Here is a 22,320-nt window from a genome sequence, read left to right on the forward strand (position 1 = left end):
GGCGGACTATTTGCGGGCCAGCTTGTCGAGCTTGGCCTGCATGTCGGCCATCTGCTTCTTCAGGGTCTCGAGCTCGCCGGAGGCTTCGGTCTTCGGTTCGGCCTTGGACTTGGCTTCGTCCTCGTCCGCCTGCCGCTGGGCGAAGGGCGAGAACATGCGCATGGCGTCGGTGAAGAGCGACATGTTCTTGCGCACCTGCTCCTCCATGGCGTGGAAGGCACCGGGGCCGAAGGCCTGGGACATCTGCTCCCTCAGCTTCTGCTGCTCCCGGGAGAGATTGTCCATGGAGAACTCGAGATAACTCGGCACCAGCGACTGGAGGCTGTCGCCGTAGAAGCGGATGAGCTGGCGCAGGACCGTGACGGGCAGCAGGTTCTGCCCCTCCTTGTTCTCCTGCTCGAAGATGATCTGGGTCAGGACCGAGCGGGTGATGTCGTCGCCGGACTTCGCGTCGAAGACCACGAAGTCCTCGCCTTGGCGCACCATGCCGGCGAGGTCTTCCAGCGTGACGTAGGTCGATGTGCCCGTGTGATAGAGGCGGCGATTGGCGTATTTCTTGATGACTGTCGGTTCTTTTTCCGTCGCCATGTGTCCCAAAGCGGTCCTCTCCACAACTCGAAAAAACCTGCACGGCCAGGGCCGCTTATGTCTAATTGTCTAGGACTTCAGCACTTTTGCCTAGATACTAGTTGCATGGCTGCCCGCGCAAAGCCGCAGGGCTTCCTAAGCAATCGGACTATGCCCCACCAGAGGGCGCTTGACTTCCCTTTTTCTGAGGCTTTGATCGAACCATCAACAGGCTGCCGCAATGTTCGGCAGGCCAGCACAGGAGACAGGAATGGCCCGAGACAGCATCGTCATCGTCGGCGCGGCGCGTACGCCCGTCGGCTCGTTCAACGGAGCCTTCGCCAACACGCCCGCCCATGATCTGGGCGCCATCGCCATCAAGGAAGCGCTGTCGCGCGCCAAGGTCGACGGGGCCGAGGTGGACGAGGTGATCCTCGGCCAGATCCTCACCGCCGGCCAGGGCCAGAACCCCGCCCGCCAGGCCGCCATGGCGGCCGGCATCCCGCACGAGAAGACCGCCTGGGGCCTCAACCAGCTCTGCGGCTCGGGGCTGCGCACGGTCGCCATCGGCATGCAGCAGATCGCCAACGGGGACGCCAGCATCATCGTGGCGGGCGGCCAGGAATCCATGTCCCAGGCGCCTCACGCCGCCTACATGCGCTCCGGCACCAAAATGGGCGACTTCAAGCTCGTCGACACCATGCTGAAGGACGGCCTCATGGACGCCTTCCACGGCTACCACATGGGCAACACCGCCGAGAACGTGGCCCAGCGCTGGCAGCTGACCCGCGAGGAGCAGGACCAGTTCGCGGTCTCGTCGCAGAACAAGGCCGAGGCCGCCCAGAAGGCCGGCCGCTTCAAGGACGAGATCGTGCCCGTCACCATCTCGTCCCGCAAGGGCGACACGATCGTCGACCAGGACGAGTACATCCGCGCCGGCACGACGATCGATGCGGTCGCCAAGCTGAAGCCCGCCTTCTCCAAGGAGGGCACGGTTACGGCCGGCAACGCGTCCGGCATCAACGACGGCGCCGCCGCCATCGTGCTCATGACCGAGGAGGAGGCCGAGCGCCGCGGCCTGACCCCGCTCGCCCGCATCGCCTCCTGGGCCACCGCCGGCGTCGATCCGGCCATCATGGGCACCGGCCCGATCCCGGCCTCGCGCAAGGCGCTCGAAAAGGCCGGCTGGAAGGTCTCCGATCTCGAGCTCGTCGAGGCGAACGAGGCCTTCGCGGCGCAGGCGCTCGCGGTCAACAAGGACATGGGCTGGGATCCGTCGATCGTGAACGTCAACGGCGGCGCCATCGCCATCGGCCATCCGATCGGCGCCTCGGGCGGCCGCGTCCTCGTGACCCTGCTGCACGAGATGGGCCGCCGCAACGCCCGCAAGGGCCTCGCGACGCTCTGCATCGGCGGCGGCATGGGCATCGCCATGTGCCTCGAGCGCTGAGGCGGCGCCCTAACGGTAATCCGTTCGATAGCTGCGATGCCGGCTAGAGCATCGGACCCAAAAGTGGTGCCCACTTTTGGGATCCATCCGATGCTCCGCCTGTTAAGCGGCGCATCGTTCGGGCGGAAAGCCGGGTCCACTTTTCCGCACGATGCGCTAGTCGCCGCGACGAATCCTAGGCTATGATTCAAGGCGGTCCGGCTCCCGGACCGCCTTTGCCACAGATAGGGTCCAGCAGAGACCCGCTTGGAAACGGCCTGGGAAGGAGACAGACATGGCGCGCGTCGCATTGGTCACCGGCGGCACTCGCGGCATCGGAGCCGCGATCTCGATGGCCCTCAAGAAGGCAGGCTACACGGTCGCGGCGAATTACGGCGGCAACGATGCGGCCGCGAACCAGTTCAAGAGCGAGTCGGGGATCCCCGTCTACAAGTTCGACGTCTCGGACGCCGCGGCCTGCGAGGCTGGCATCCGGGCGATCGAGGCCGAGCTCGGGCCGGTCGACATCCTGGTCAACAATGCGGGCATCACCCGGGACGGCATGTTCCACAAGATGACCTTCGACCAGTGGTCGGCCGTCATCCGCACCAACCTCGATTCGATGTTCACCTGCACCCGGCCCGTGATCGACGGCATGCGCGCGCGCAATTTCGGCCGGATCATCATCATCTCGTCCATCAACGGCCAGAAGGGCCAGATGGGCCAGGCGAACTATTCCGCCGCGAAGGCCGGCGTGATCGGCTTCGCCAAGGCGCTGGCGCAGGAGAACGCCAACAAGGGCGTCACCGTGAACGTGATCGCGCCGGGCTACATCGCCACCGAGATGGTGAAGGCCGTGCCCGAAGAGGTGCTGAAGTCGAAGATCTTGCCCCTCATCCCGGTCGGCCGCCTCGGCGAGGCCGAGGAGATCGCCCGCAGCGTCCTGTTCCTCGCGGGCGAGGATGCGGGCTTCATCACCGGCTCGACCCTGTCGGTGAACGGCGGGCAGTACATGGCTTGATGCAGCCGTCCCGACGAAACGCGGGACAGGCTCATAGGTGCTGCGCGAAAGCTCTCCCCAGACGGAGAGCTTTCGTTTATGGCGGGCCATCATGACGACGCGCACCGCCACCACCATCGGCTTCACGGCCGTTCTCCTCTGGTCCCTTCTGGCCCTGCTGACGGCTGCGACCGGCACGATCCCGCCGTTCCAGCTCGCGGCGATGACCTTCCTGATCGGCGGACTCGTCGGCATGACGAGCTGGATCGCGCGGCCCGAGGGCATAAAGGCGCTGCGTCAGAAGCCCGTGGTCTGGGCGCTCGGCCTCGGCGGCCTCTTCGGCTACCACGCCCTCTACTTCGCGGCCCTGCGCCTCGCGCCGCCGGCGGAGTCGGGGCTCATCAACTATCTCTGGCCGCTCCTGATCGTGCTGTTCTCCTCGCTGCTGCCAGGCGAGCACCTCAAGCGCGCCCATCTCGTCGGGGCCTTCCTGGGTTTCGCCGGCGTCGTGGTGCTGATCGCCGGGCGGGGCGCGCTCGACGCCAGGACCGAGTACCTGCCGGGCTACCTCTGCGCTCTCGTGGCCGCCTTCGTGTGGGGCGGCTACTCGGTGCTGTCGCGGCGCTTCGGCCAGGTGCCCACCGACGCAGTGGCGGGCTTCTGCCTGGCAACCTCCGCCCTGAGCCTCGTGTGCCACTGGCTGTTCGAGACGACGGTCTGGCCCGAGACGTCGATGCAGTGGCTGGCGCTGATCGGCCTCGGCATCGGCCCCGTGGGCGCGGCCTTCTATGTCTGGGACATCGGCATGAAGCGAGGGGACATCCGCCTGCTCGGCGTCGCCTCCTACGCGACCCCGGTGCTGTCGACGCTCATCCTGGTCGCCGCCGGCTATGCGGAACCGACCCTGACGCTCGCCCTGTCCTGCGGGCTGATCGTGGCGGGAGCGCTCGTCGCGACCCTTATGGGGAGGAGCGCCCGAGCATGACCCGGTGGGTGTAGCGGTAAGCGAGCCCGAACCCGAGCGCGCCATAGAGCGAGCGGGCGATCTCGTTCTCCTCGCGCACCTGGAGATAGGCCGTGTGGGCGCCTTCCGTGCAGCCCCAGGCCATGAGGCTCAGGACCACGCGGCGGCCAAGGCCGATCCCCCGCAGGTCCGGCGCCACCACGATGTCGTAGAGGCCGATATAGCCCCGCTCGACGACCCCAAGGCCCCAGGCGACCGGGCGGTCGTCGAGATTGAGCGTCGCGAAGGCGGCCTTCTGACGGATGCGCGAGACGATGCCCATCAGGGACGTCTCGTCGGCCTTGTCGCCGCCATAGGCTTCCGAAGCCTCGTGCACCCATTGCTTCGACACCTTGGGCGAGATCGTCACCTCCGGATCAGTCTCGCACTCCCTGCCGACGGGCGCCGCGAGGACATGCGTCGGCTCGATCTCCTTGAAATGCCGGGCGGCCAAAAGCGCATCCGCCTCGGGAGCCTGGAGCCCGTTGAGGCGGAAGGTGGGGCGCAGGTTCGCGGCGATGAAATGCGCGCTCATGTAGTCGAGCAGCGCCTCGTCGAGGGCGGCGCCGGGCATGAGCGGCGTCGCGGAATTGGCGCGTTTCGTGTAGCCGTTCGCAAGCCGCAGGATCCAGCCGTCATAGGCCTGGTAGTCGAAGGACGGCCAGGCGTTGAGGAGACGGCTCTCGAGTCCGAGAATGAGGCTGTGATCGCTCATGGAATCCTTATACCCCCAAATCCGCCTCGGCGTCAGAACCTGTTCTTCCATTCCCGCAGGGCGCGGAAGACCTCGACCGGCGGGGCGCCGCCCTCCTTGTGGACGGCCTTGGCGAGCGCCGGATCGCCCGCGCGCAGGAAGGGGTTCGTGGCCTTCTCCTGCCCGATCGTGGTCGGCACGAGGAAGCCTCCCTTCGCCTGGGCGGCCTCGGCCTCGGCGATCCGCGCCTTGAGGGCCGCATTGTCGGGATCGGCCGCAAGGGCGAAGCGTCCGTTCGAGAGGGTGTAGTCGTGGCCGCAGAAGACCCGGGCGTCGTCGGGAAGCGCCGCGAGGCGCTGCAGCGAGGCCCAGAGGTCCGCGTAGTCCCCTTCCAGCACCCGCCCGCAGCCGAGGGTGAAGAGCGTGTCGCCCGCGAACAGGTCGCGGTCCGCCGCGAACCAGTAGGACACGTGATCGGCGCAGTGCCCCGGCGTCTCCCACACATGGGCCTGGAGCCCACCCACATGGACCGTGTCGCCCTCGCGCACGAACGCATCGGCGAGCGGGACGGAATCGCGCGCCTTCTGCGGCGCGACGACCCGGCAGCCCGTGCGCTGCTTCAGGGGCGCGATCGCCTGGACGTGATCCGCATGGCGGTGCGTCACGAGAATGTCGGTGAGCTGCCAGCCGGTGTCCTTGAGGGCCTGAAGGATCGGCCCTTCCTCCGGCGCGTCGATCGCCGCGCAGGCTCCCGTGTTGGGATCGTGGACGAGAGCGCCGATATTGTCGCTGAGGCAGCGAAAGACGTGGACTTGAGCGGGCATGGCACGGACCGTGGCTTGATGAGTCACGAGTTATCATGGGACAGTTCGGCCGCGAAACCAGACCTTGGCCTTTGACGCATTCGATTCACAGGCCGGCAGACACGTGATGAGCATCGACATAACCGACCTGCGCAGCTTCTACGCCAGCCCGCTCGGCGGGGTGACGCGCCGCTTCGTGGGCCGGGCCATCGGCCGGTTCTGGGGCCCGCTGACGGGTCTGCGCGTGCTCGGACTGGGCTATGCGCCCCCCTATCTCGGAGCCGTCCGGGGACAGTGCGAGCGGGCGCTCGCCTTCATGCCGGCGAGCCAGGGAGTGGTGAACTGGCCGAGCACGGGCCCCTCGGCCTCGGCCTTGGTCGATCCCCTCATGATGCCCCTGCCCGACGCCTCCATCGACCGGGTGCTCCTGATCCACGCCCTCGAAACCGTCGAGAGCCCGAGTGAGCTGCTGCACGAGATCTGGCGCATCCTCACCCCGGGCGGGCGGATCATCGTGGTGGTGCCCAACCGGCGCGGGCTCTGGGCCCGCATGGACACGACCCCGTTCGGCTACGGCCAGCCCTACAGCCGGTCGCAGCTCAAGACCCTCATGCGCCAGACCTGGTTCTCGCCCGAGGGCTGGGCCGAGACCCTCTACGTGCCGCCGCTTCGCAGCCGCTTCCTGCTCGGCTCCGCCCAGGCCTGGGAGCGGATCGGCTCGGCCATGTCCCTGCCGGGGGCGGGCCTGCACATCGTCGAGGCCACGAAGCAGCTCTACATGCCGGGTTCAGTCCGGGCTATCCGCCGGAGCGCGAGACGGCGCCTCGCCCCGGTCTTCGTGCCGGCGCCCGCCTCCCGGGTCGCGGCGCCTCCCGAGACCTGACCGGGCCGCCCCTTGCCCCCGGGCCTCGTCGCGGGGTAAATCCCGCCCAACTTGACTTGAGGCCGGCAAATCGCCAGTGTCCGCGCCGGTCCGGCGGGGCTCTCATGCCGTCTGCGCCGGTTTTTCATTTCTGCAGAGTCTGATGCGCAGCTATCTCGATTTCGAAAAGCCCGTTGCCGAACTGGAAGCCAAGGTCGAAGAGCTCAGGGCGATCGGCGAGAACCGGGACGCCGTCTCGATCACCGACGACATCGCCCGCCTCGAAACCAAGGCGTCGGATGCCCTCAAGGAACTCTACGCCAAGCTCACCCCATGGCAGAAGACCCTGGTGGCGCGCCATCCGCAGCGGCCCCACTTCGTCGATTACTGCGCCGGGCTGATCACCGAATTCACGCCGCTCGCCGGCGACCGCAAATTCGCCGAGGACGAGGCCATCGTGGGTGGGTTCGGGCGCTTCCGCGGCCAGGCGGTCTGCGTCATGGGCCAGGAGAAGGGCCACAACACCGAGACCCGCATCCGGCACAATTTCGGCATGGCCCGCCCGGAGGGCTACCGCAAGGCCGTGCGCCTGATGGAGCTCGCCGACCGCTTCGGCCTTCCGGTGATCTCCTTCGTGGACACCGCCGGCGCCTATCCGGGCATCGAGGCGGAGGAGCGCGGCCAGGCCGAGGCCATCGCCCGCTCGACCGAGATGCAGCTCTCGCTCGGCGTGCCGAACGTCTCCGTCGTGATCGGCGAAGGCGGATCGGGCGGCGCGATCGCGATCGCCACCGCCAACAAGGTCCTGATGCTCGAGCACGCGATCTACAGCGTGATCTCCCCCGAGGGAGCGGCCTCGATCCTCTGGCGCGACGCCGCCAGGGCCCAGGACGCCGCCACCAACATGAAGATCACCGCCCAAGACCTCCTGCGCCTCGGCGTGATCGACTCCATCGTGACCGAGCCGATGGGTGGCGCCCACCGGGACCCGGCCGCCGCCATCGAGGCGACCGGCAACGCCATCGAGGAGGCCCTCAACGACCTCGGCAACATGGGACCGGCGGAACTGCGCGACCACCGGGCCGAAAAGTTCCTCAACATCGGCAGGAAACTATAACAAAGAGGGATTTTTTACCCCCAATTCACCATAACTCCATAACAGCACCGCTTGCGGTAATGCGGAGTTAAGGCTAACGATTTAGGAAATTGGGGAACTGTCCGGCACCAATGGCTGGGCAGATCAGAATGCGGGGACCCCCATGATGAAGCGCATCGCATTGGCCGCGAGCCTGACGCTCGCGCTCGCCGCCTGTCAGGACGACAACTTCTCGCGGAGCTCGACCCGGCATCTGACGCCGATTCCGCCCGCCGCCATGGCCCTCATGGCCTCCAAGGGAATGTCGAAGAGCGATCCCATCCTGATCCGAGCCTACAAGAAGGAATCGGAGATGGAGGTCTGGAAGCGGGGCTCCGACGGCAAGTACGCGCTCCTCAAGACCTATCCGATCTGCCGCTGGTCGGGCCAGCTCGGCCCCAAGACCCGCGAGGGCGACCGCCAGGTGCCGGAGGGCTTCTACACGGTCGCGCCGTCGCAGATGAACCCGAACTCGGCCTATTACCTGTCCTTCGACACCGGCTATCCGAACGCCTTCGACCGGCAGTTCGGCCGCAACGGCGGCGACATCATGGTCCACGGCTCGTGCTCCTCGCGCGGCTGCTTCGCCATGACGGACCAGAACATCGCCGAGATCTACGCCATCGCCCGCGAGTCCTTCGCCAGCGGCCAGCGCGCCTTCCAGTTCCAGTCCTATCCGTTCCGGATGACGCCCAAGAACCTGGCGCAGCACCGCCTCGACCCGAATATCGGCTTCTGGAAGAACCTGAAGGAAGGCTCCGACGTCTTCGAGGTCACCAAGGAGGAGCCGCGCATCGCGGTCGCCGGCGGACGCTACCAGTTCAACCCGGGCGACGAGATCGTGGCCGCCGCCGTGCGCCACAAGCAGGCGCAGGACGAGCAGAAGGTGGCGGAGCTGGTCGCCGACGGCGTGAAGCCCATCAAGCTCGCCTATCACGACGGCGACTCGCACGAGTCCTTCCGCACGGCGCTGGCCGGCTCCATGGGGGCCGACGGCTCGCTCGTGGTCGACGCCCGCATGCGCGACAGGTTCGGCGACGTGAGCCGTCCCGAGGGCCTGTCCTCCGGCCCGCAGGAGATCGCCCTCGACGACAGCGGCAGGACCAGGCCGCAGGCGCCTTCGGCCGCCATGGCCTTCGCGTCGCTCGATCAGGCCCCTGCCGCTCCGGCTCCCGCCGCGAAGGCGGCCGCCAAGGCTCCGGCCCCGGCTCCGGCCACGAAGGTGGCGGCCGTCGCGGCTCCGGCTGCGGCTCCCGCCCCAGCACCGGCACCGGCTGCCGCACCCTCGGAGACGCCGTTCTACAAGAAGGTGTTCGGCGGCATCGGCGACCTGTTCTCGACCGGCTCGACGGCACAGCCCGCCGCCGAGACCGCTCAGGCTCCGGCTCCCGTCTCCGTTCCGACCGCCAAGCCGCTTCAGAAGCGCGTGCAGGCGCCGTCGACGGTCAACGTGGCGGCCGTGCAGTAACGGCCATCCACAGGATCCATCTTCGAAAGCCCGCCCTCGCCGGTGGGCTTTTTCTTTTGCGGGCCCGATCCCGTCAGCTCTCGCCGCCCGGCAGCTTGGTTCCCGTGACCTGAGCATAAAGGCGCGCCACGGAGGCGTCGTCGTCGCGGCCCATGCCGGCCGCCGAGGTCATGAGGAACATCTGGAGCGCCGCCGCGGAAACCGGCACCGGGAACTTCGCGGCCCGCGCCATGTCCTGGATGATGCCGAGATCCTTGACGAAGATGTCGACGGCGCTGCGGGGCGTGTAATCCCCATCGAGCACGTGCGGGACGCGGTTCTCGAACATCCAGGAATTGCCCGCCGAGGCCGTGATCACCTCGTAGACCTTCGCGAGGTCGAGCCCCTGGCGGGCCGCGAAGCTGATCGCCTCGCAAGCCGCCGCGATGTGCACGCCGGCGAGCAGCTGGTTGATCATCTTGAAGGCGGCCCCCTGCCCGGCCGCGTCGCCGAGCTCGTAGAGCTTCGACGCCATGGCGTCGAGCATCGGCCGCGCCCTGGCGAAGGCCTGAGGGCTTCCCGAGGCGAGGATCGTGAGCGCTCCCTCGGCGGCCCGCTGCGCGCCGCCGCTGATCGGCGCGTCGAGATAGAGCCGGCCCGTCTCCTCGAGACGCCCGGCGAGGCGGCGCGCCACCTCCGGATCCATGGTGGCGGACGAGATGAACACCGCGCCCTCCGGCATCGCGGCGGCGACGCCGTCCGGGCCGAACAGCACGGCTTCCGTCTGGGCCGCATTCACCACCACCGACACCACCGCCTCGACGCCGTGCGCCGCCTCCGCCGGAACGGCCGCGCCGCGTCCGCCGCCGGTCGCGAAACGCTCGACCGCGCCGCGGTCAACATCGAAGCCCGCCACGTCGAAGCCCGCGCGCCTGAGCGACGTCGCCATCCCGAAACCCATGGAGCCGAGGCCGATCACGGCCACACGCGCCCCTCCTGACGGCCTGTCCGCCTGCACGCTCATCGTCGGTCTTCCTCCCGCTGCGTCACCCGTTGCCACTGTCCGGCGGCGGGGCGCAGGAATCAAGCATTTGCGGCCATGAACCGGTTGCCGGGAGCGATGCCCGTCCCAGATTGAAGCCTAAGGGGACCCTGGGTCTGCAGGAGGCACATCATGGACAGCCGCGAGGACAAGATCCGCGTAAGAGCGTACGACCTTTGGGAGCGCCAGGGACGCTCCGGCGACCCGCAGGATCACTGGCTCGAGGCGGAGCGCGGCGTGAAGGCCGAGGAGGACGCCCGGGCCGCCTCGCAGGACCGTCCGGAAGCGACCGTAGAGGACGCGTCTCCGGTCGAAGCCGTCGAGGCTCTCGAAGCGGCCTCGGACGAGAAGCCCAAGCGCAGGCGCACAGCCTCGAAGGACTGAGGATCGCGGGCGGCCGTTAGCTAGCGCTCTTTCTTCGCGGACTTGGCGGTGTCGAGTTCGGGATGGTTGCGTACGAGTCCCTCGCGGGTTTCGGCGAGGCTCTCCCACGTCCGGGCCATCTCCAGGAGCTGCTCGCGCTGCTCGCCCTCCGGCACCTGCCGGGCCAGGACCCGGCACTCCTCCGCGTGCTTCCGGTATTCCGATGCTGTCTTCATGGCTTTTTCGAACGGCCTGCAAAGCTCGGCACTTTATGGAGCGGCGAGCCAGGGAGGCAATCCCCGCAGGTTCCTTTGCGGAATCCAGTGTCGAACAGGTCACATGAGCCGGCTACGCCCGGCGGCCGGGCTCTCGGTCAGAAGGCGGGCGAGCTCGGCCCGGATCACGTCGCCGGATTTCGGGCCGATGCCCGGAACGATCTTCTCGATCTGGTCGGCGATGGATTGAAGCTGATCGATCGTGGTGACGTTCTCGCTCTGCAGCACGTGCCAGGTGTATTGAGGCAGGAGAAGGCCGGGGATCGGCCCCCAGCAGATCTTCCAAGCGTCATTGGGCATCTGCCTGTCTCCTCTGGGCCGCGGGGCGAAGGAGCATCGATCCCCGCGGGTGTTCGACACGAGGGCCGCCGACGCCGGCAGGCCCGTTCCGGGATTGCTGCGACCCGCAGCAACGTCTCAGCAATGGACGACGGGTTGGTAGGGGGGGTTAGGACTCGAACCTACGTAGGCTTCAAAAGCCAGCGGATTTACTATCCGCCCCCTTTGCCGCTCGGGCACCCCCCTCCGCAACGCCGACCACGACAAGAAGACAGGCGCCCGGCCCGCATTATTCCGGCCGCGACACCGGTCGGCCCATCACGGATGCGTGAGATGCCGGTCAAGAAAAAGCCCGGCGCGAAGGCCGGGCTTTCTCATATCGGTCGTTGAGGGGCGTTAAGCCACGAACTGCCCGTGGCAGTGCTTGAACTTCTTGCCGGAGCCGCAGGGGCACGGCTCGTTGCGGCCGACGCGGCCCCAGGATGAGGGGTCGTTCGGGTCGCGGGCCTCGACCGGTGAGGTCGGGGCGGCGGCGGCCGCGAAGCCGAGGGACGATCCGGCCCCGAAGCCTGCCCCTTGCGGCATGTCGAACTCGTTCTCGCCGGTGGCCGGGTCGAGGTGCTGGGCGAACATCGGCGGCAGTTCCTGCTGCTCGGGCTGCTGGAACACCACCTGGATGCGCATGAGCTGGCCCGTCACCTGCTCGCGCAGGTGGCCGACGAGGTTGTTGAAGAGCTCGAAGGCCTCGGACTTGTACTCGTTGAGCGGATCGCGCTGGGCGAGGCCGCGCCAGCCGATGACCTGGCGCAGGTGATCGAGGGTGACGAGGTGCTCGCGCCAGAGATGGTCGAGGCTCTGGAGCAGGACCTGCTTCTCGACGTAGTTCATGACCTCGGGCGTGTTGGCTTCGATGCGCTGGGCGTAGGACTCGTCCGCCGCCTTGGTGATCCGGTCGCGGATCTCGTCGTCGGCGATGCCCTCCTCCTTGGCCCATTCCTCGATCGGCAGATCGAGGTTGAGGAAGTTGGCGACGTTCTCCTTGAGGCCCTGGACGTCCCACTGCTCCGCATAGGCGTTCTCGGGGATGGCGCGGGACACGACGTCCTCGATCACGCCGTGGCGCATGTCGTCGATGGTCTCGCGCACGCTCTCCTCGGCCATGAACTCCTTGCGCTGCTCGAACACGACCTTGCGCTGGTCGTTCATGACGTTGTCGTATTTCAGGATGTTCTTGCGGATGTCGAAGTTGCGCGCCTCGACCTTCGCCTGCGCCCGCTCGATCGCCTTGTTGATCCACGGGTGGATGATGGCCTCGTCCTCCTTCAGACCGAGCTTGGTCAGCATGCCGTCCATGCGGTCGGAGCCGAAGATGCGCATCAGGTCGTCCTGGAGCGACAGGTAGAACTTCGAGCGGCCGGGATCGCCCTGGCGGCCGGAGCGGCCGCGCAGCTGGTTGTCGATGCGCCGGGACTCGTGGCGCTCCGTGCCGAGCACGTAGAGGCCGCCGGCAGCCAGCGCCTTCTCCTTGAAGGAGACGACCTCGTCGAGGATCTCCTTCTCGCGCCGCGCGCGCTCCTCGCCTTCGAGGCCGACGAGCTCGCGCTCGATGCGCATCTTGGCGTTGCCGCCGAGCTGGATGTCGGTGCCGCGGCCGGCCATGTTGGTCGCGATAGTGATCGCGCCCGGCACGCCGGCCTGGGCGACGATGAAGGCCTCCTGCTCGTGGAAGCGGGCGTTGAGCACCGCGAAGTGCTTGGTGCCCCGTCCGGCGCGGGCGTCGCGGTAGAGCGGCTCCAGCGCGTCGGGCTTCTCGAAGTCGATGAGGGTGTAGCCGTCCTTGATCAGAAGGTCGGCGAGATACTCCGACTTCTCGATCGAGGTGGTGCCGACCAGGATCGGCTGGCCGCGGCTCGAGGAGGCCTCGATGTCGCGGATGACCGCGCGGTAGCGCTCTTCCGCCGTGCGGTAGACCTCGTCGTCGTCGTCCACGCGGGAGACCGGACGGTTGGTCGGGATCTCGACCACCTCGAGGTTGTAGATCTCCAGGAACTCGTCAGCCTCGGTGGCGGCCGTGCCGGTCATGCCGCCGAGCTTGCCGTAGAGGCGGAAGTAGTTCTGGAACGTGATGGAGGCCAGCGTCTGGTTCTCGGGCTGGACCTGGACGCGCTCCTTGGCCTCGAGGGCTTGGTGCAGGCCTTCCGAGTAGCGGCGGCCCGGCATCATGCGGCCGGTGAATTCGTCGATGATCACCACCTCGCCGTTGCGGACGATGTAGTCCTTGTCGCGCTGGAACAGGGTGTGAGCGCGCAACGCCTGGTTCATGTGGTGCACGAGGGTCGCGTTCTGGGCGTCGTAAAGGTCGCCCTCCTTGAGCAGGCCCTCGGTGCGCAGCAGCTCCTCGATCTTCTCGGTGCCGCCCTCGGTCAGGGCCACGGAGCGCTGCTTCTCGTCGACCTCGTAGTCGGTCTTGGCGAGGAGCGGGATGATCTTGTCGACGGCGTTGTAGAGGTCGGAGCGGTCGTCGAGGGGGCCGGAGATGATGAGCGGCGTGCGCGCCTCGTCGATGAGGATCGAGTCGACCTCGTCCACGATGGCGAAGTTGTGGCCCCGCTGGACCATCTGCGCCATCTCGTACTTCATGTTGTCGCGAAGATAGTCGAAGCCGTACTCGTTGTTGGTGCCGTAGGTGATGTCCGCCGCATAGGCCTGAGCGCGCTCGGCATCGTCGAGCCCGTGGACGATCACGCCGACCGAGAGGCCGAGGAAGCGGTAGATCTGGCCCATCCACTCCGAGTCGCGGCGGGCGAGGTAGTCGTTCACGGTCACCACGTGGACGCCCTTGCCGGCGAGCGCGTTGAGGTAGACCGGCAGGGTCGCCACCAGGGTCTTGCCCTCGCCGGTGCGCATCTCGGCGATCGAGCCCTCGTGGAGCACCATGCCGCCGATGAGCTGGACGTCGAAGTGGCGCTGGCCGAGGGTGCGCTTGGCCGCCTCGCGGACGGTCGCGAAGGCCGGGACCAGGATGTCGTCCAGGGTCTTGCCGGCGGCCAGTTGGGCCTTGAACTCGTCCGTGCGGGCGCGCAGCTGGTCGTCGGACAGGGCTTCGAGCTCGGCCTCCATCGCATTGATGGCCGCCACCTTCGGCCGGTAGGACTTCAGCCGGCGATCATTGACCGAACCAAAGATTTTCTTGGCGAGAGAACCGAACATCGAGAGCCTTCAGACTTTCAGGATTCTGGATAAGGGGGCGATTTGAGCCGCCTTATAGACTTAATTACGCCGAAACGCATCTTAAAGGCTGTGCCGGAGTGGCGCAGCCCGACCGTCCACAGGCTTGGCCCCGTTCAAGGCCCCGCGAGCGGCGATGCTGTGACATAAATATGCCATCCCTTGCAAACGTAAACACATTCAGCCAACGATCGCGGCGCTTTGTGAGCGGTCGTCAAGCTCACCAGAGGAATCGCAATGACAGTTTCACTTCACGTCAGGAAAAGCCTCCAGAAGGGTATTCTGGCCCTCGGGGTCGCCCTGCCCCTCGCGACGGGCGCCGCCCTCGCCCAGACCGGCACTCCGGCTCCGGCGACGCCCGCGGCCCCGGCTGCGCCCGCCGCCGCGCCAGCCGACCCGGCCAAGGTCATCGCCCGGGTCAACGGCATCGCCATCACGGAGGGCGACCTGGCGGTCGCGGCCGCCGATCCGGCCCTGCAGCTCCCCAACATTCCGGAAGCCCAGAAGCGCGACATGCTGACCGGCTACCTCATCGACCTGAAGCTCGGCGCCAAGGCGGCCGAGGCCGCCAAGGTCGGCGACAGCGCGGATTTCGCCCGCAAGCTCGCCTACAACCGGGACAAGGCCCTGCTCGACCAGTACCTGGAGCAGGAGGCCCAGAAGGCCGTCACCCCGGAGGCCGCCCGCAAGCTCTATGACGAGACCGCCAAGAGCGTGACGCCCGAGGAGGAGGTGCGCGCCCGCCACATCCTCGTCGACAGCGAGGAAGAGGCCAAGAAGGCTGCAGCCCGCGTAAAGGGCGGCGAGGACTTCGCCAAGGTGGCCGGCGAGCTCTCCAAGGACCCGGGCTCCAAGACCGATGGCGGCGATCTCGGCTTCTTCACCAGGGACCGGATGGTCGAGCCCTTCGCGGAGGCCGCCTTCAAGCTCCAGCCCGGCCAGGTCTCCGACCCGGTGAAGTCCCAGTTCGGCTGGCACGTCATCAAGGTCGAGGAGAAGCGCACCAAGCCGGTGCCGTCCTTCGACGAGATGAAGGACCAGGTGAACGCCTATCTCGAGCGCAAGGCCCAGCAGGACCTGATCATGGGCCTGCGCAAGGAGGCCAAGATCGAGCGCCTCGACGACAAGGGCAACCTGGTCGAGCAGAAGCCGCAGCAGCAGTAAGGTTCCGCATCAGCGGACACGAAAAGGGCGGCCCGGAGCCGCCCTTTTTGTTGAGTGTCATTCGCGGCGGGAGGTTGCGCAAGCCACCAGAGGGGAAGGGAATCCATCAGAGCCACGCGAGAGGGTGGATCCCCATCCCGCGCCTGACCGCGCCGGGGATGACATCGACTCACCAAGCCGATGTCACTTGTTCGTCCGGCCCATCCGGTTGGGATCGACGCCGCCCTCGCGGGTGGTCTGGTTCTCCACGTCGCCCTGGAAGGTCGAGCCGCCGTCGAGGTCGCGCGGGTCTTCGCCCGTCATGGTGGTGCCCTTGGAGCGGCCGATGCCGGGATCGACGTCGAGGTCGCTGCGCGGACGTTCCTCGGGTTTGGTCTTCGGATGCTTAGCCGTCATGAAAATCTCCGTCGTTGAATGGTGGGTCAACGGAGCCGGGAATCCCTCGTTCCAAGCTTGGGCGGGCATTCCCGGCCATGCGCGGGCTTGACAAAAAGCCTTAAAAAACCACAGGTCGCATTTCCTATCGGCATTCCGACCAGCTCCCCCGGGTTCTCCATGTCCAAGACCGTCTCGCCGCTCGCGCCCAAGGCCTATCCGACGCTGCCGCCCATCGAAGGCGTGAGGATCGCGACCGCGGAGGCCGGCATCCGATACAAGAACCGGACCGACGTTCTCTACGTGACGCTCGCCAAGGACACGACGGTGGCGGGCGTGTTCACCCGCTCCAAATGCCCCTCGGCTCCGGTCGACTGGTGCCGCAAGAACCTCGCGAAGGGCACGGCGCGGGCCCTCGTGGTCAATTCCGGCAACGCCAATGCCTTCACGGGCAAGAAGGGCGCCGAGGCCGTGAAGATGACCGCCGACTTCGCGGCCGCCGCCGCGGGCTGCCGCGCGTCGCAGGTCTTCATCGCCTCGACCGGCGTGATCGGCGAGCCGCTCGACGCCGCGAAGTTCGAGGGCGTGCTGGAGGCCTGCGAGAAGAAGGCCAAGCCCACCGCCTGGGTCGATGCCGCCAAGGCCATCATGACCACCGACACCTTCCCTAAGGTGGCGACCCGCACCGCCACCATCGGCGGCGTCGAGGTGACGATCAACGGCATCGCCAAGGGCGCCGGCATGATCGCGCCCGACATGGCCACGATGTTGTCCTTCATCTTCACCGATGCGCCGATTGCCGCGCCGGTGCTGCAGGCGCTGCTCAAGAAGGGCGCCGACAAGAGCTTCAACTGCGTGACGGTGGACAGCGACACCTCGACCTCCGACACGCTCCTGTTCTTCGCCACCGGCGCGGCCGCCCGGAACGGCGCACCCTCGATCACCCTGCCGAGCGACCGCCGCCTCAAGGAATTCCGCCAGGCTCTGGAGAGCCTGCTCTGCGACCTCGCCCAGCAGGTCGCCCGCGACGGCGAAGGTGCGCGCAAGTTCGTGACCGTGAAGGTGACCGGCGCCACCGGGGCTACCTCGGCGAAGCGCATCGCCATGGCGATCGCCAATTCACCGCTGGTGAAGACCGCAGTGGCCGGCGAGGACGCCAACTGGGGCCGCGTCGTCATGGCGGTCGGCAAGGCCGGCGAACCGGCCGAGCGCGACAAGCTCGCCATTTGGTTCGGCGACATCCGCGTCGCCGTGAAGGGTGCGCGCGACCCCGCGTACGACGAGGCGAAGACCACCGCCTACATGAAGGGCGACGAGATCACCATCCGGGTCGATCTCGGCCTCGGCCGCGGTGAGGCCACCGCGTGGACCTGCGACCTCACCAAGGCCTATGTGGAGATCAACGGCGACTACCGGAGCTGATCCGGTCGGCGCTCACGGGACGACCGTGACCTTGCGCTTGAAGACCACGCGCATCGGGCCGCCATGCCGGCCCGTCCCGATGAACGCGTAGGAGAACTCGTCCGGCCCCTGATAGCCCGGCTTGGCGACGTAGTAGGGCGTGAGCCCCCGGACCCCGGCCATGCCGACCTTCGGCTTCTGGACGATGACGGCCTCGTCGATTGCCCCCTCGATGCCGTTGAGGCCGAAGCCGCAGCCCTTGCCGGCCTTGACCGTCATCTCGCCTTCCACCTCCGAGAGATAGCCGTTGATGTAGGTCGGCGGGACGATGCAGTCGGCGGCATTCGCTTCGCTTCCGGCCAGAAGCCAGGCCGCCAGGCCGGCTCCGACGATGAGACCGATCTTCGTCATGGGACACTCCTTTGCATGGTTCAGCTTGGCGATATCAGTATCGCAACGATGTAACATGTAAAGGAAGTCCGGTCCGGCAATGGACGGGCCTTCATGACCGGGCCGGCCCGTGCTAGAGCGCACATGCTCTCCTGGTCACCGGCAAGGAGCGCCTCGACATTTCCGCCACGCCGAACGGTCAACTGGACGCGCAGACGTGCCCCCTCTCAAGCTCACCCTCGTGGTCGCCGTCGCCTTGGTGGACCAGGACAACCGCATCCTCCTGGCTCAGAGGCCCGAAGGGAAGCAGCTCGCAGGCCTTTGGGAGTTTCCCGGCGGCAAGGTCGAGCCAGGCGAGCGGCCGGAGGAGACTCTCATCCGGGAGCTGCACGAGGAGCTCGGCATCACCGTCAAGGAGCCGTGCCTCGCCCCTCTCACCTTCGCGAGCCACGCCTACGAGAACTTCCACCTCCTCATGCCGCTCTACGTCTGCCGCCGCTGGGACGGGTTCGTGCAGCCGCGCGAGGGACAGGCCCTGAAATGGGTGAAGCCGCAGGAGCTGCGCAGCTATCCCATGCCGCCCGCCGACGAGCCGCTCATCCCGTTCCTTCTCGATCTCCTCGCCTGAGCCCGTCGATGACCACCGCGCAGAGGGAAGCCGCCGCACTTCCCGTGGCCCCGTCCCACGCCTTCCTGGCGACGAATCTCCTCGTCTGCTCGATGCTGTGGTCCACCTCGTTTCTGTTCATCAAGCTGAGCGGCGACATCAACCCGTTCGTGCTCGCGGCCATGCGCGGGCTGGTGGGCGCCACTGTCCTCGCCTCGTGGTTCGCAGTGCAGGGCAAGCAGATCCGCCCTCAAGGCGGCGAGCTGCGGCACTGGATCGTCCTCGGAACCCTGAACGGCTGGCTTCCGAACGTGCTCGTGGCCCATGCGCTCACCCGGATCGGCACGGCGCCCGCGGCCATGATCCAGGCTTCCGGACCGCTGCTCGTCGCGGTGCTGTCGCACCTGCTCTTCGTCGACGAGCGCCTGACCCTCAGACGTTTCGCGGGAGTGCTCGTCGGCTTGGCCGGCATGGGCATCCTCATCGGGCCTGCGGCGCTGCCGGACAGCGGCATCAGCCCCTGGGGCGTCATGCTTATGATGGCGACCGCGCTCAGCTATGCCAGCGCGAACCTCTACGTGCGCACCATCCGGCACGCGGAGCCGGCGCGCCTCGCGCTCGGCCAGCAGATCTGCTCGGGCTTTCCGGCTACGGTGCTGGCGCTGACGCTCGCCGGCCCCGCGGCCTTCGCGGTGGTGCCCGAGAGTGCGGCGCCGCTCCTGGCGCTGGGCATCATCTCGACAGCGCTGCCGATCCTGCTGTTCATGCGCCTCATCCGCCGCGCCGGCCCGACCCGCGCCTCGATGGTCGGCTATCTCCAGCCGGTCTGGACCACGGCCCTGGCGGTCCTGTTCCTCGGCGAGCAGATCGGCGGCCGCGAGATGATCGGCGGCGGCGTGGTACTGACGGGCGTCGCCCTCGTGTCCTTGAGCGGGCGCTTCAGGCGCAAGGCCTGAGCCAAGGCCGCGCCCTTTGGACGCTCCCGCGCCGCCACGCTGGGACGATCCGCGCCTCCGGGCGTTGATGGGGCTGTCGCCAGGAGGCTCTTCATGGATCGCCGGGATTTCAACAATGCGCTGACCGTCGCCGGCTTTGCGGGCGGCGTGGTGGCGCTCGGGGTGCTGATCACCGTGATGCTGGCCTTCGGCTGACGCAAGCCGTTCGGACCTCACGCGAGCGCGCCAAGCGCCGCGCGGATGGTCTCCGGAATCTCGACCGGGCGCTGCGTCGCGCGGTCCACATAGACGTGCACGAAATACCCTTGCGCGGCCGCCTGCTCGTCGCCGGCGCGGAAGATGCCGATCTCGTAACGCACCGAGGAGCGCCCGAGGCGGGAGACCGCGATTCCCGCTTCCAGGGCTTCCGGAAACGAGACGCTTTCGTAATAGGTGCAGCCCGTCTCCACCACGAGCCCGATCACGGGGCTCGCTTGGAAGTCGAGCAGGCCCTTCTCCATGAGCCAGCCGTTCACGGCCGTGTCGAAATACGAGTAGTACTGAACGTTGTTCACGTGCCCATAGGCGTCGTTGTCCATCCAGCGCGTCGCGATAGGGCGAAACAGCCGGAAGGCGGAGCGTGCGAGGCGGGCGGGTCTCTCGGGCATGGAGCTTCCTACCATGCGGCCTCGTAGACCGACCGCGCGTCCTCGAGCGCGAGCGGACGCGGATTGTTCACGAGAAGCCGCGTCTGGCGCATGGCGTCCTCGGCCATCATCGGCAAGGCCTCCTGCGGGATCCCCACGTCGCGCAGCCGCGACGGCAGGCCGAGCCTGGCGCTCAGGGCCGCCAAGGCATCGGCAAACCCCTCCCCTGTGGCCTTACCTTCCATGTCCGGGAAGGCATGCGGCGCGAGTTCCGCATAGTCCGCCTCGCAGGCGCTCGCGTTGAAGCGCAGCACGTGCGGCAGCACGAGCGCGTTGGACAGGCCGTGCGGCACGGCGAAATGGCCGCCGACCGGATAGGCGAGCGCGTGCACCGCCGCCACCGGCGAGTTGGCGAAGGCCTGTCCCGCCAGCATGGAGCCAATGAGCATCGCCTCGCGCGCGTCGCGGTCATCCCCATGATGAACCGCGCGCTCGATGTTGCGGCCGAGAAGCCGCAGCGCCTCCCTGGCCAGAGCGCGCGACACGGGATTGTTGTTGGGGCTCGTCGACGTGTAGGACTCGATCGCATGCACCATCGCGTCGATGCCGGTCGCGGCGGTCACGTGGGGCGGCAGGCCCAGGGTCAGATCGGGATCGAGAAGCGCGATGTCCGGAATGATCAGGGGCGACACCACGCCCTTCTTCTCGTGCGCGCCCGTGGTCACGATGGAGACCGGCGTCACCTCCGATCCGGTGCCGGCGGTGGTGGGCACGGCCAGAAGGGGAAGGCGCGGCCCCTTGGCCACGCCGACACCGTAGACATTGTCGAGGGTCTCGCCGCTCCTCGCGAGCAGCGCCACCAGCTTCGCCACGTCGATGGAGGATCCGCCGCCGAAGCCGATCACCGCATCGGCCCTGAAGGCGCGCGCCCGCTCCACGGCCTCCAGCACCACGTGCTCCGGCGGATCGGCCACGACGCCGTCGAACACGTCGACCGCGAGGCCGGCCTGCGCCAGCGCGTGCAGCGCCGGCGCCACCAGGCCGGCCTTCACGAGACCGGCGTCGGTAACGAACGCGATCCGCGCTCCGAGACGCACCGCGGCGATCTCACCGAGGCGTACGGCCGCGCCCGAGGCGACAATGATGGAAGGAGCGGTGTTGAACGTGAAGGCTGACATGGGTCCTCCTCGGATGCCGAGATTGACCGCTGCGAGCCGGGACGGCAAGCATCCCCGTCGGCGAAGGTGGGGACAGGCGCCGGACTGCGGCGCCTGTCCCGGTCATTTTGTCAGAGCAGGAAGTCGTCCTTCGCCAGAAGGCGGGTCGAGCCCTGGAGGAGGACCTCGAAATCCGCCGTCAGGTTTCCGTCCACATCCGCCTGGACGATGGTGTTGCCGAGACCGTCCAGTTCGAACCGCAGCTGACCGGCCCCCGTGAAGGCCGCCGAACCGATGAACGCGAAGGCCTGATTGCCGTCCACGAGCGTGTTGGCGTCGATGCTGTGCATGTCGATCACGTCGGCGGAGGTGAAATCGCGGATGGTGTCCCGGGTGGCGTCACCCGCGGGGCTCTCTGCAACCGATCGGAAAAGAAACGCGTCATGTCCGCTATCCCCCATGAGGATGTCAGCGCCATTACCGCCGTGAAGGACGTCGTCGCCGTGCCCCCCCTTCAGTGTATCGTTCCCGTCGCGGCCAGAAAGCCTGTTGTCTCCGGATCCGCCGGCAAGATAATTGCCAAGACTGTTGCCGCTTCCACTTAGATCGAGCGTGCTGCTCAGGATTAGTTTCTCCGCACCAGCCATCTCCGCCCGATTGGACAGGCTGAAGCTCACGGTGCTGTAGACGCGGTCGATGCCGCCCGCTTCGCTTGTATCCGTCTCGATGATCCGATCCCGCCGGTCGTCGACCCGGTAGACATCGTTGCCGGCTCCGCCATCCATTCTATCGATGCCGGAAGAACCATCGAGGTAGTCGTTCCCGGCTCCGCCCAGGAGATAATCCGAGCCCGTCTCCCCGAAAAGGCGGTCGGCGCCATCGCCGCCTTGGATGCGATCATTCCCGACGCCGCCATAGACCCGGTCGTTTCCGGCCTGCCCGACGAGGACGTCGTTCACGAACATCTGGTCCAGGCGGTTGAACAGCGGCACCTCGTTGAAGGTCACGCCGTCCGGCAGATGCGCCGCCAGGTTGATGCCGACGGTATGCAGAGCCGAGGCCACGAGGGTGTTGCTGTTGGCGCCCCGGCCGGTGTCGAAGCCGAAGGAATCGACGCCATAGAGGAGATCGGCCTTGTCGACGTTGACGGCGTGCTGAACCATGAGCTGCCATACGGCCTCGGGATCGCGCCCGCCGAGGTTGAGGTCCGTATGATTCCGCTGCTCCGGCGTGGCCGAGCCTCGCGCGTCGGCGGATCTGGCGAGCGGGATGTCGGCCTGCGTGACCAGGGTTGCATCGCCTCCGGCATCGCCGCGGATGACCCGCTCGTCGATGACCCGTCCGGCATCGTCCGTGACGGTCTTCACGAGGTAGAGGTGCTGATAGGGCGTTACGAAGCCGCGCAGGGCCACGGTTTTCGATTCGATTGCGATCGTGGTGGGCAAGGACCTCTCCTAACGTCAAGGCACGGTTTCCGGGTACCTCCAACGAGCAGGACGTGAGTAAGTTCCCATCCA

General features: G+C 67.3%; 23 protein-coding genes and 1 tRNA gene. 11 read left to right on the forward strand and 13 right to left on the reverse strand.

What is annotated here, in order from left to right:
• Nucleotides 1-6 precede the first annotated feature (6 nt).
• On the reverse strand, nucleotides 7-588 hold the full coding sequence (phaR, locus tag DES45_RS00410) for a polyhydroxyalkanoate synthesis repressor PhaR (RefSeq protein ID WP_114768004.1): 582 nt from the start codon (nucleotides 586-588) through the stop codon (nucleotides 7-9).
• Between the two features lie 250 nt (nucleotides 589-838).
• On the opposite strand from phaR, the gene DES45_RS00415 reads away from it, so the two are divergent.
• The 3 genes from DES45_RS00415 (at nucleotide 839) to yddG (ending at nucleotide 3,981) form a co-directional block, all read left to right on the forward strand.
• Complete coding sequence (locus DES45_RS00415; protein ID WP_114768005.1) at nucleotides 839-2,017, forward strand: acetyl-CoA C-acetyltransferase; 1,179 nt, start codon at nucleotides 839-841, stop codon at nucleotides 2,015-2,017.
• Nucleotides 2,018-2,291: 274 nt separating this feature from the next.
• On the forward strand, nucleotides 2,292-3,017 hold the full coding sequence (phbB, locus tag DES45_RS00420) for an acetoacetyl-CoA reductase (protein ID WP_114768006.1): 726 nt from the start codon (nucleotides 2,292-2,294) through the stop codon (nucleotides 3,015-3,017).
• Nucleotides 3,018-3,108: 91 nt separating this feature from the next.
• Nucleotides 3,109-3,981, forward strand: coding sequence for an aromatic amino acid exporter YddG (gene yddG / locus DES45_RS00425; protein WP_114768007.1), 873 nt, complete (start codon nucleotides 3,109-3,111; stop codon nucleotides 3,979-3,981).
• Here yddG and DES45_RS00430 read toward each other — a convergent pair.
• Together DES45_RS00430 and gloB are read right to left on the reverse strand one after the other, a co-directional pair.
• The gene (locus DES45_RS00430) at nucleotides 3,956-4,714 is read right to left on the reverse strand and encodes a GNAT family N-acetyltransferase (protein ID WP_170151341.1); all 759 of its coding nucleotides are present in this window, start codon (nucleotides 4,712-4,714) and stop codon (nucleotides 3,956-3,958) included. The genes yddG and DES45_RS00430 overlap by 26 nt on opposite strands.
• Nucleotides 4,715-4,746: 32 nt before the next feature.
• A complete protein-coding gene (gloB, locus tag DES45_RS00435; protein WP_114768009.1) occupies nucleotides 4,747-5,517 on the reverse strand; it encodes a hydroxyacylglutathione hydrolase in 771 nt (256 codons plus the stop codon).
• Nucleotides 5,518-5,623: 106 nt separating this feature from the next.
• On the opposite strand from gloB, the gene DES45_RS00440 reads away from it, so the two are divergent.
• The 3 genes from DES45_RS00440 to DES45_RS00450 all read left to right on the forward strand — a co-directional run bounded on the left by DES45_RS00440 (nucleotide 5,624) and on the right by DES45_RS00450 (nucleotide 8,961).
• Nucleotides 5,624-6,379: a class I SAM-dependent methyltransferase gene (locus tag DES45_RS00440; RefSeq protein WP_114768010.1), complete on the forward strand. Its 756-nt coding sequence runs from the start codon at nucleotides 5,624-5,626 to the stop codon at nucleotides 6,377-6,379.
• Nucleotides 6,380-6,521: 142 nt separating this feature from the next.
• On the forward strand, nucleotides 6,522-7,475 hold the full coding sequence (locus DES45_RS00445; protein ID WP_114768011.1) for an acetyl-CoA carboxylase carboxyltransferase subunit alpha: 954 nt from the start codon (nucleotides 6,522-6,524) through the stop codon (nucleotides 7,473-7,475).
• Between the two features lie 142 nt (nucleotides 7,476-7,617).
• A complete protein-coding gene (locus DES45_RS00450) occupies nucleotides 7,618-8,961 on the forward strand; it encodes a L,D-transpeptidase family protein (RefSeq protein ID WP_114768012.1) in 1,344 nt (447 codons plus the stop codon).
• A 73-nt stretch (nucleotides 8,962-9,034) separates the two neighbouring features.
• Here DES45_RS00450 and ltnD read toward each other — a convergent pair whose 3' ends face one another.
• On the reverse strand, nucleotides 9,035-9,964 hold the full coding sequence (gene ltnD, locus DES45_RS00455; RefSeq protein ID WP_114768013.1) for an L-threonate dehydrogenase: 930 nt from the start codon (nucleotides 9,962-9,964) through the stop codon (nucleotides 9,035-9,037).
• Between the two features lie 150 nt (nucleotides 9,965-10,114).
• Here ltnD and DES45_RS00460 point away from each other — a divergent pair, with 150 nt between their 5' ends.
• A complete protein-coding gene (locus DES45_RS00460; protein WP_210272392.1) occupies nucleotides 10,115-10,366 on the forward strand; it encodes a DUF2934 domain-containing protein in 252 nt (83 codons plus the stop codon).
• Nucleotides 10,367-10,386: 20 nt separating this feature from the next.
• Here DES45_RS00460 and DES45_RS00465 read toward each other — a convergent pair whose 3' ends face one another.
• The 4 genes from DES45_RS00465 to secA form a co-directional block, all read right to left on the reverse strand.
• Nucleotides 10,387-10,581 carry a hypothetical protein gene (locus tag DES45_RS00465; RefSeq protein ID WP_114768015.1) on the reverse strand — a complete coding sequence of 65 codons (195 nt, stop codon included), beginning with the start codon at nucleotides 10,579-10,581 and terminating at the stop codon, nucleotides 10,387-10,389.
• A gap of 99 nt (nucleotides 10,582-10,680) precedes the next feature.
• Complete coding sequence (locus tag DES45_RS00470) at nucleotides 10,681-10,920, reverse strand: hypothetical protein (RefSeq protein ID WP_114768016.1); 240 nt, start codon at nucleotides 10,918-10,920, stop codon at nucleotides 10,681-10,683.
• A gap of 136 nt (nucleotides 10,921-11,056) precedes the next feature.
• Nucleotides 11,057-11,145, reverse strand: a tRNA-Tyr gene (locus tag DES45_RS00475).
• Between the two features lie 150 nt (nucleotides 11,146-11,295).
• Entirely contained in the window at nucleotides 11,296-14,109 is a 2,814-nt protein-coding gene (gene secA, locus DES45_RS00480; RefSeq protein WP_114768017.1) for a preprotein translocase subunit SecA, read from the reverse strand.
• A 255-nt stretch (nucleotides 14,110-14,364) separates the two neighbouring features.
• Here secA and DES45_RS00485 point away from each other — a divergent pair, with 255 nt between their 5' ends.
• On the forward strand, nucleotides 14,365-15,291 hold the full coding sequence (locus DES45_RS00485; RefSeq protein WP_114768018.1) for a peptidylprolyl isomerase: 927 nt from the start codon (nucleotides 14,365-14,367) through the stop codon (nucleotides 15,289-15,291).
• Nucleotides 15,292-15,474: 183 nt separating this feature from the next.
• Here DES45_RS00485 and DES45_RS00490 read toward each other — a convergent pair whose 3' ends face one another.
• Nucleotides 15,475-15,687, reverse strand: coding sequence for a hypothetical protein (locus DES45_RS00490; RefSeq protein WP_114768019.1), 213 nt, complete (start codon nucleotides 15,685-15,687; stop codon nucleotides 15,475-15,477).
• A 159-nt stretch (nucleotides 15,688-15,846) separates the two neighbouring features.
• On the opposite strand from DES45_RS00490, the gene argJ reads away from it, so the two are divergent.
• The gene (gene argJ, locus DES45_RS00495; RefSeq protein ID WP_114768020.1) at nucleotides 15,847-17,088 is read left to right on the forward strand and encodes a bifunctional glutamate N-acetyltransferase/amino-acid acetyltransferase ArgJ; all 1,242 of its coding nucleotides are present in this window, start codon (nucleotides 15,847-15,849) and stop codon (nucleotides 17,086-17,088) included.
• A 12-nt stretch (nucleotides 17,089-17,100) separates the two neighbouring features.
• On the opposite strand, the gene DES45_RS00500 is transcribed toward argJ, so the two are convergent.
• Entirely contained in the window at nucleotides 17,101-17,478 is a 378-nt protein-coding gene (locus DES45_RS00500; RefSeq protein ID WP_114768021.1) for a hypothetical protein, read from the reverse strand.
• 196 nt (nucleotides 17,479-17,674) lie between these two features.
• On the opposite strand from DES45_RS00500, the gene DES45_RS00505 reads away from it, so the two are divergent.
• Nucleotides 17,675-18,085, forward strand: coding sequence for a (deoxy)nucleoside triphosphate pyrophosphohydrolase (locus DES45_RS00505; RefSeq protein ID WP_114768022.1), 411 nt, complete (start codon nucleotides 17,675-17,677; stop codon nucleotides 18,083-18,085).
• A gap of 8 nt (nucleotides 18,086-18,093) precedes the next feature.
• Nucleotides 18,094-19,020, forward strand: coding sequence for a DMT family transporter (locus tag DES45_RS00510; RefSeq protein WP_170151342.1), 927 nt, complete (start codon nucleotides 18,094-18,096; stop codon nucleotides 19,018-19,020).
• 212 nt (nucleotides 19,021-19,232) lie between these two features.
• On the opposite strand, the gene DES45_RS00515 is transcribed toward DES45_RS00510, so the two are convergent.
• From DES45_RS00515 to DES45_RS00525, 3 genes are all read right to left on the reverse strand, one after another.
• On the reverse strand, nucleotides 19,233-19,667 hold the full coding sequence (locus DES45_RS00515) for an acyl-CoA thioesterase (RefSeq protein WP_114768783.1): 435 nt from the start codon (nucleotides 19,665-19,667) through the stop codon (nucleotides 19,233-19,235).
• An 8-nt stretch (nucleotides 19,668-19,675) separates the two neighbouring features.
• Nucleotides 19,676-20,824, reverse strand: coding sequence for an iron-containing alcohol dehydrogenase (locus DES45_RS00520; RefSeq protein ID WP_114768024.1), 1,149 nt, complete (start codon nucleotides 20,822-20,824; stop codon nucleotides 19,676-19,678).
• 110 nt (nucleotides 20,825-20,934) lie between these two features.
• Entirely contained in the window at nucleotides 20,935-22,248 is a 1,314-nt protein-coding gene (locus DES45_RS00525) for a calcium-binding protein (RefSeq protein ID WP_114768025.1), read from the reverse strand.
• Between the last annotated feature and the right edge of the window lie 72 nt (nucleotides 22,249-22,320).

The sequence above is a fragment of the Microvirga subterranea genome (assembly GCF_003350535.1).
Taxonomy (GTDB): Bacteria; Pseudomonadota; Alphaproteobacteria; order Rhizobiales; family Beijerinckiaceae; genus Microvirga; species Microvirga subterranea.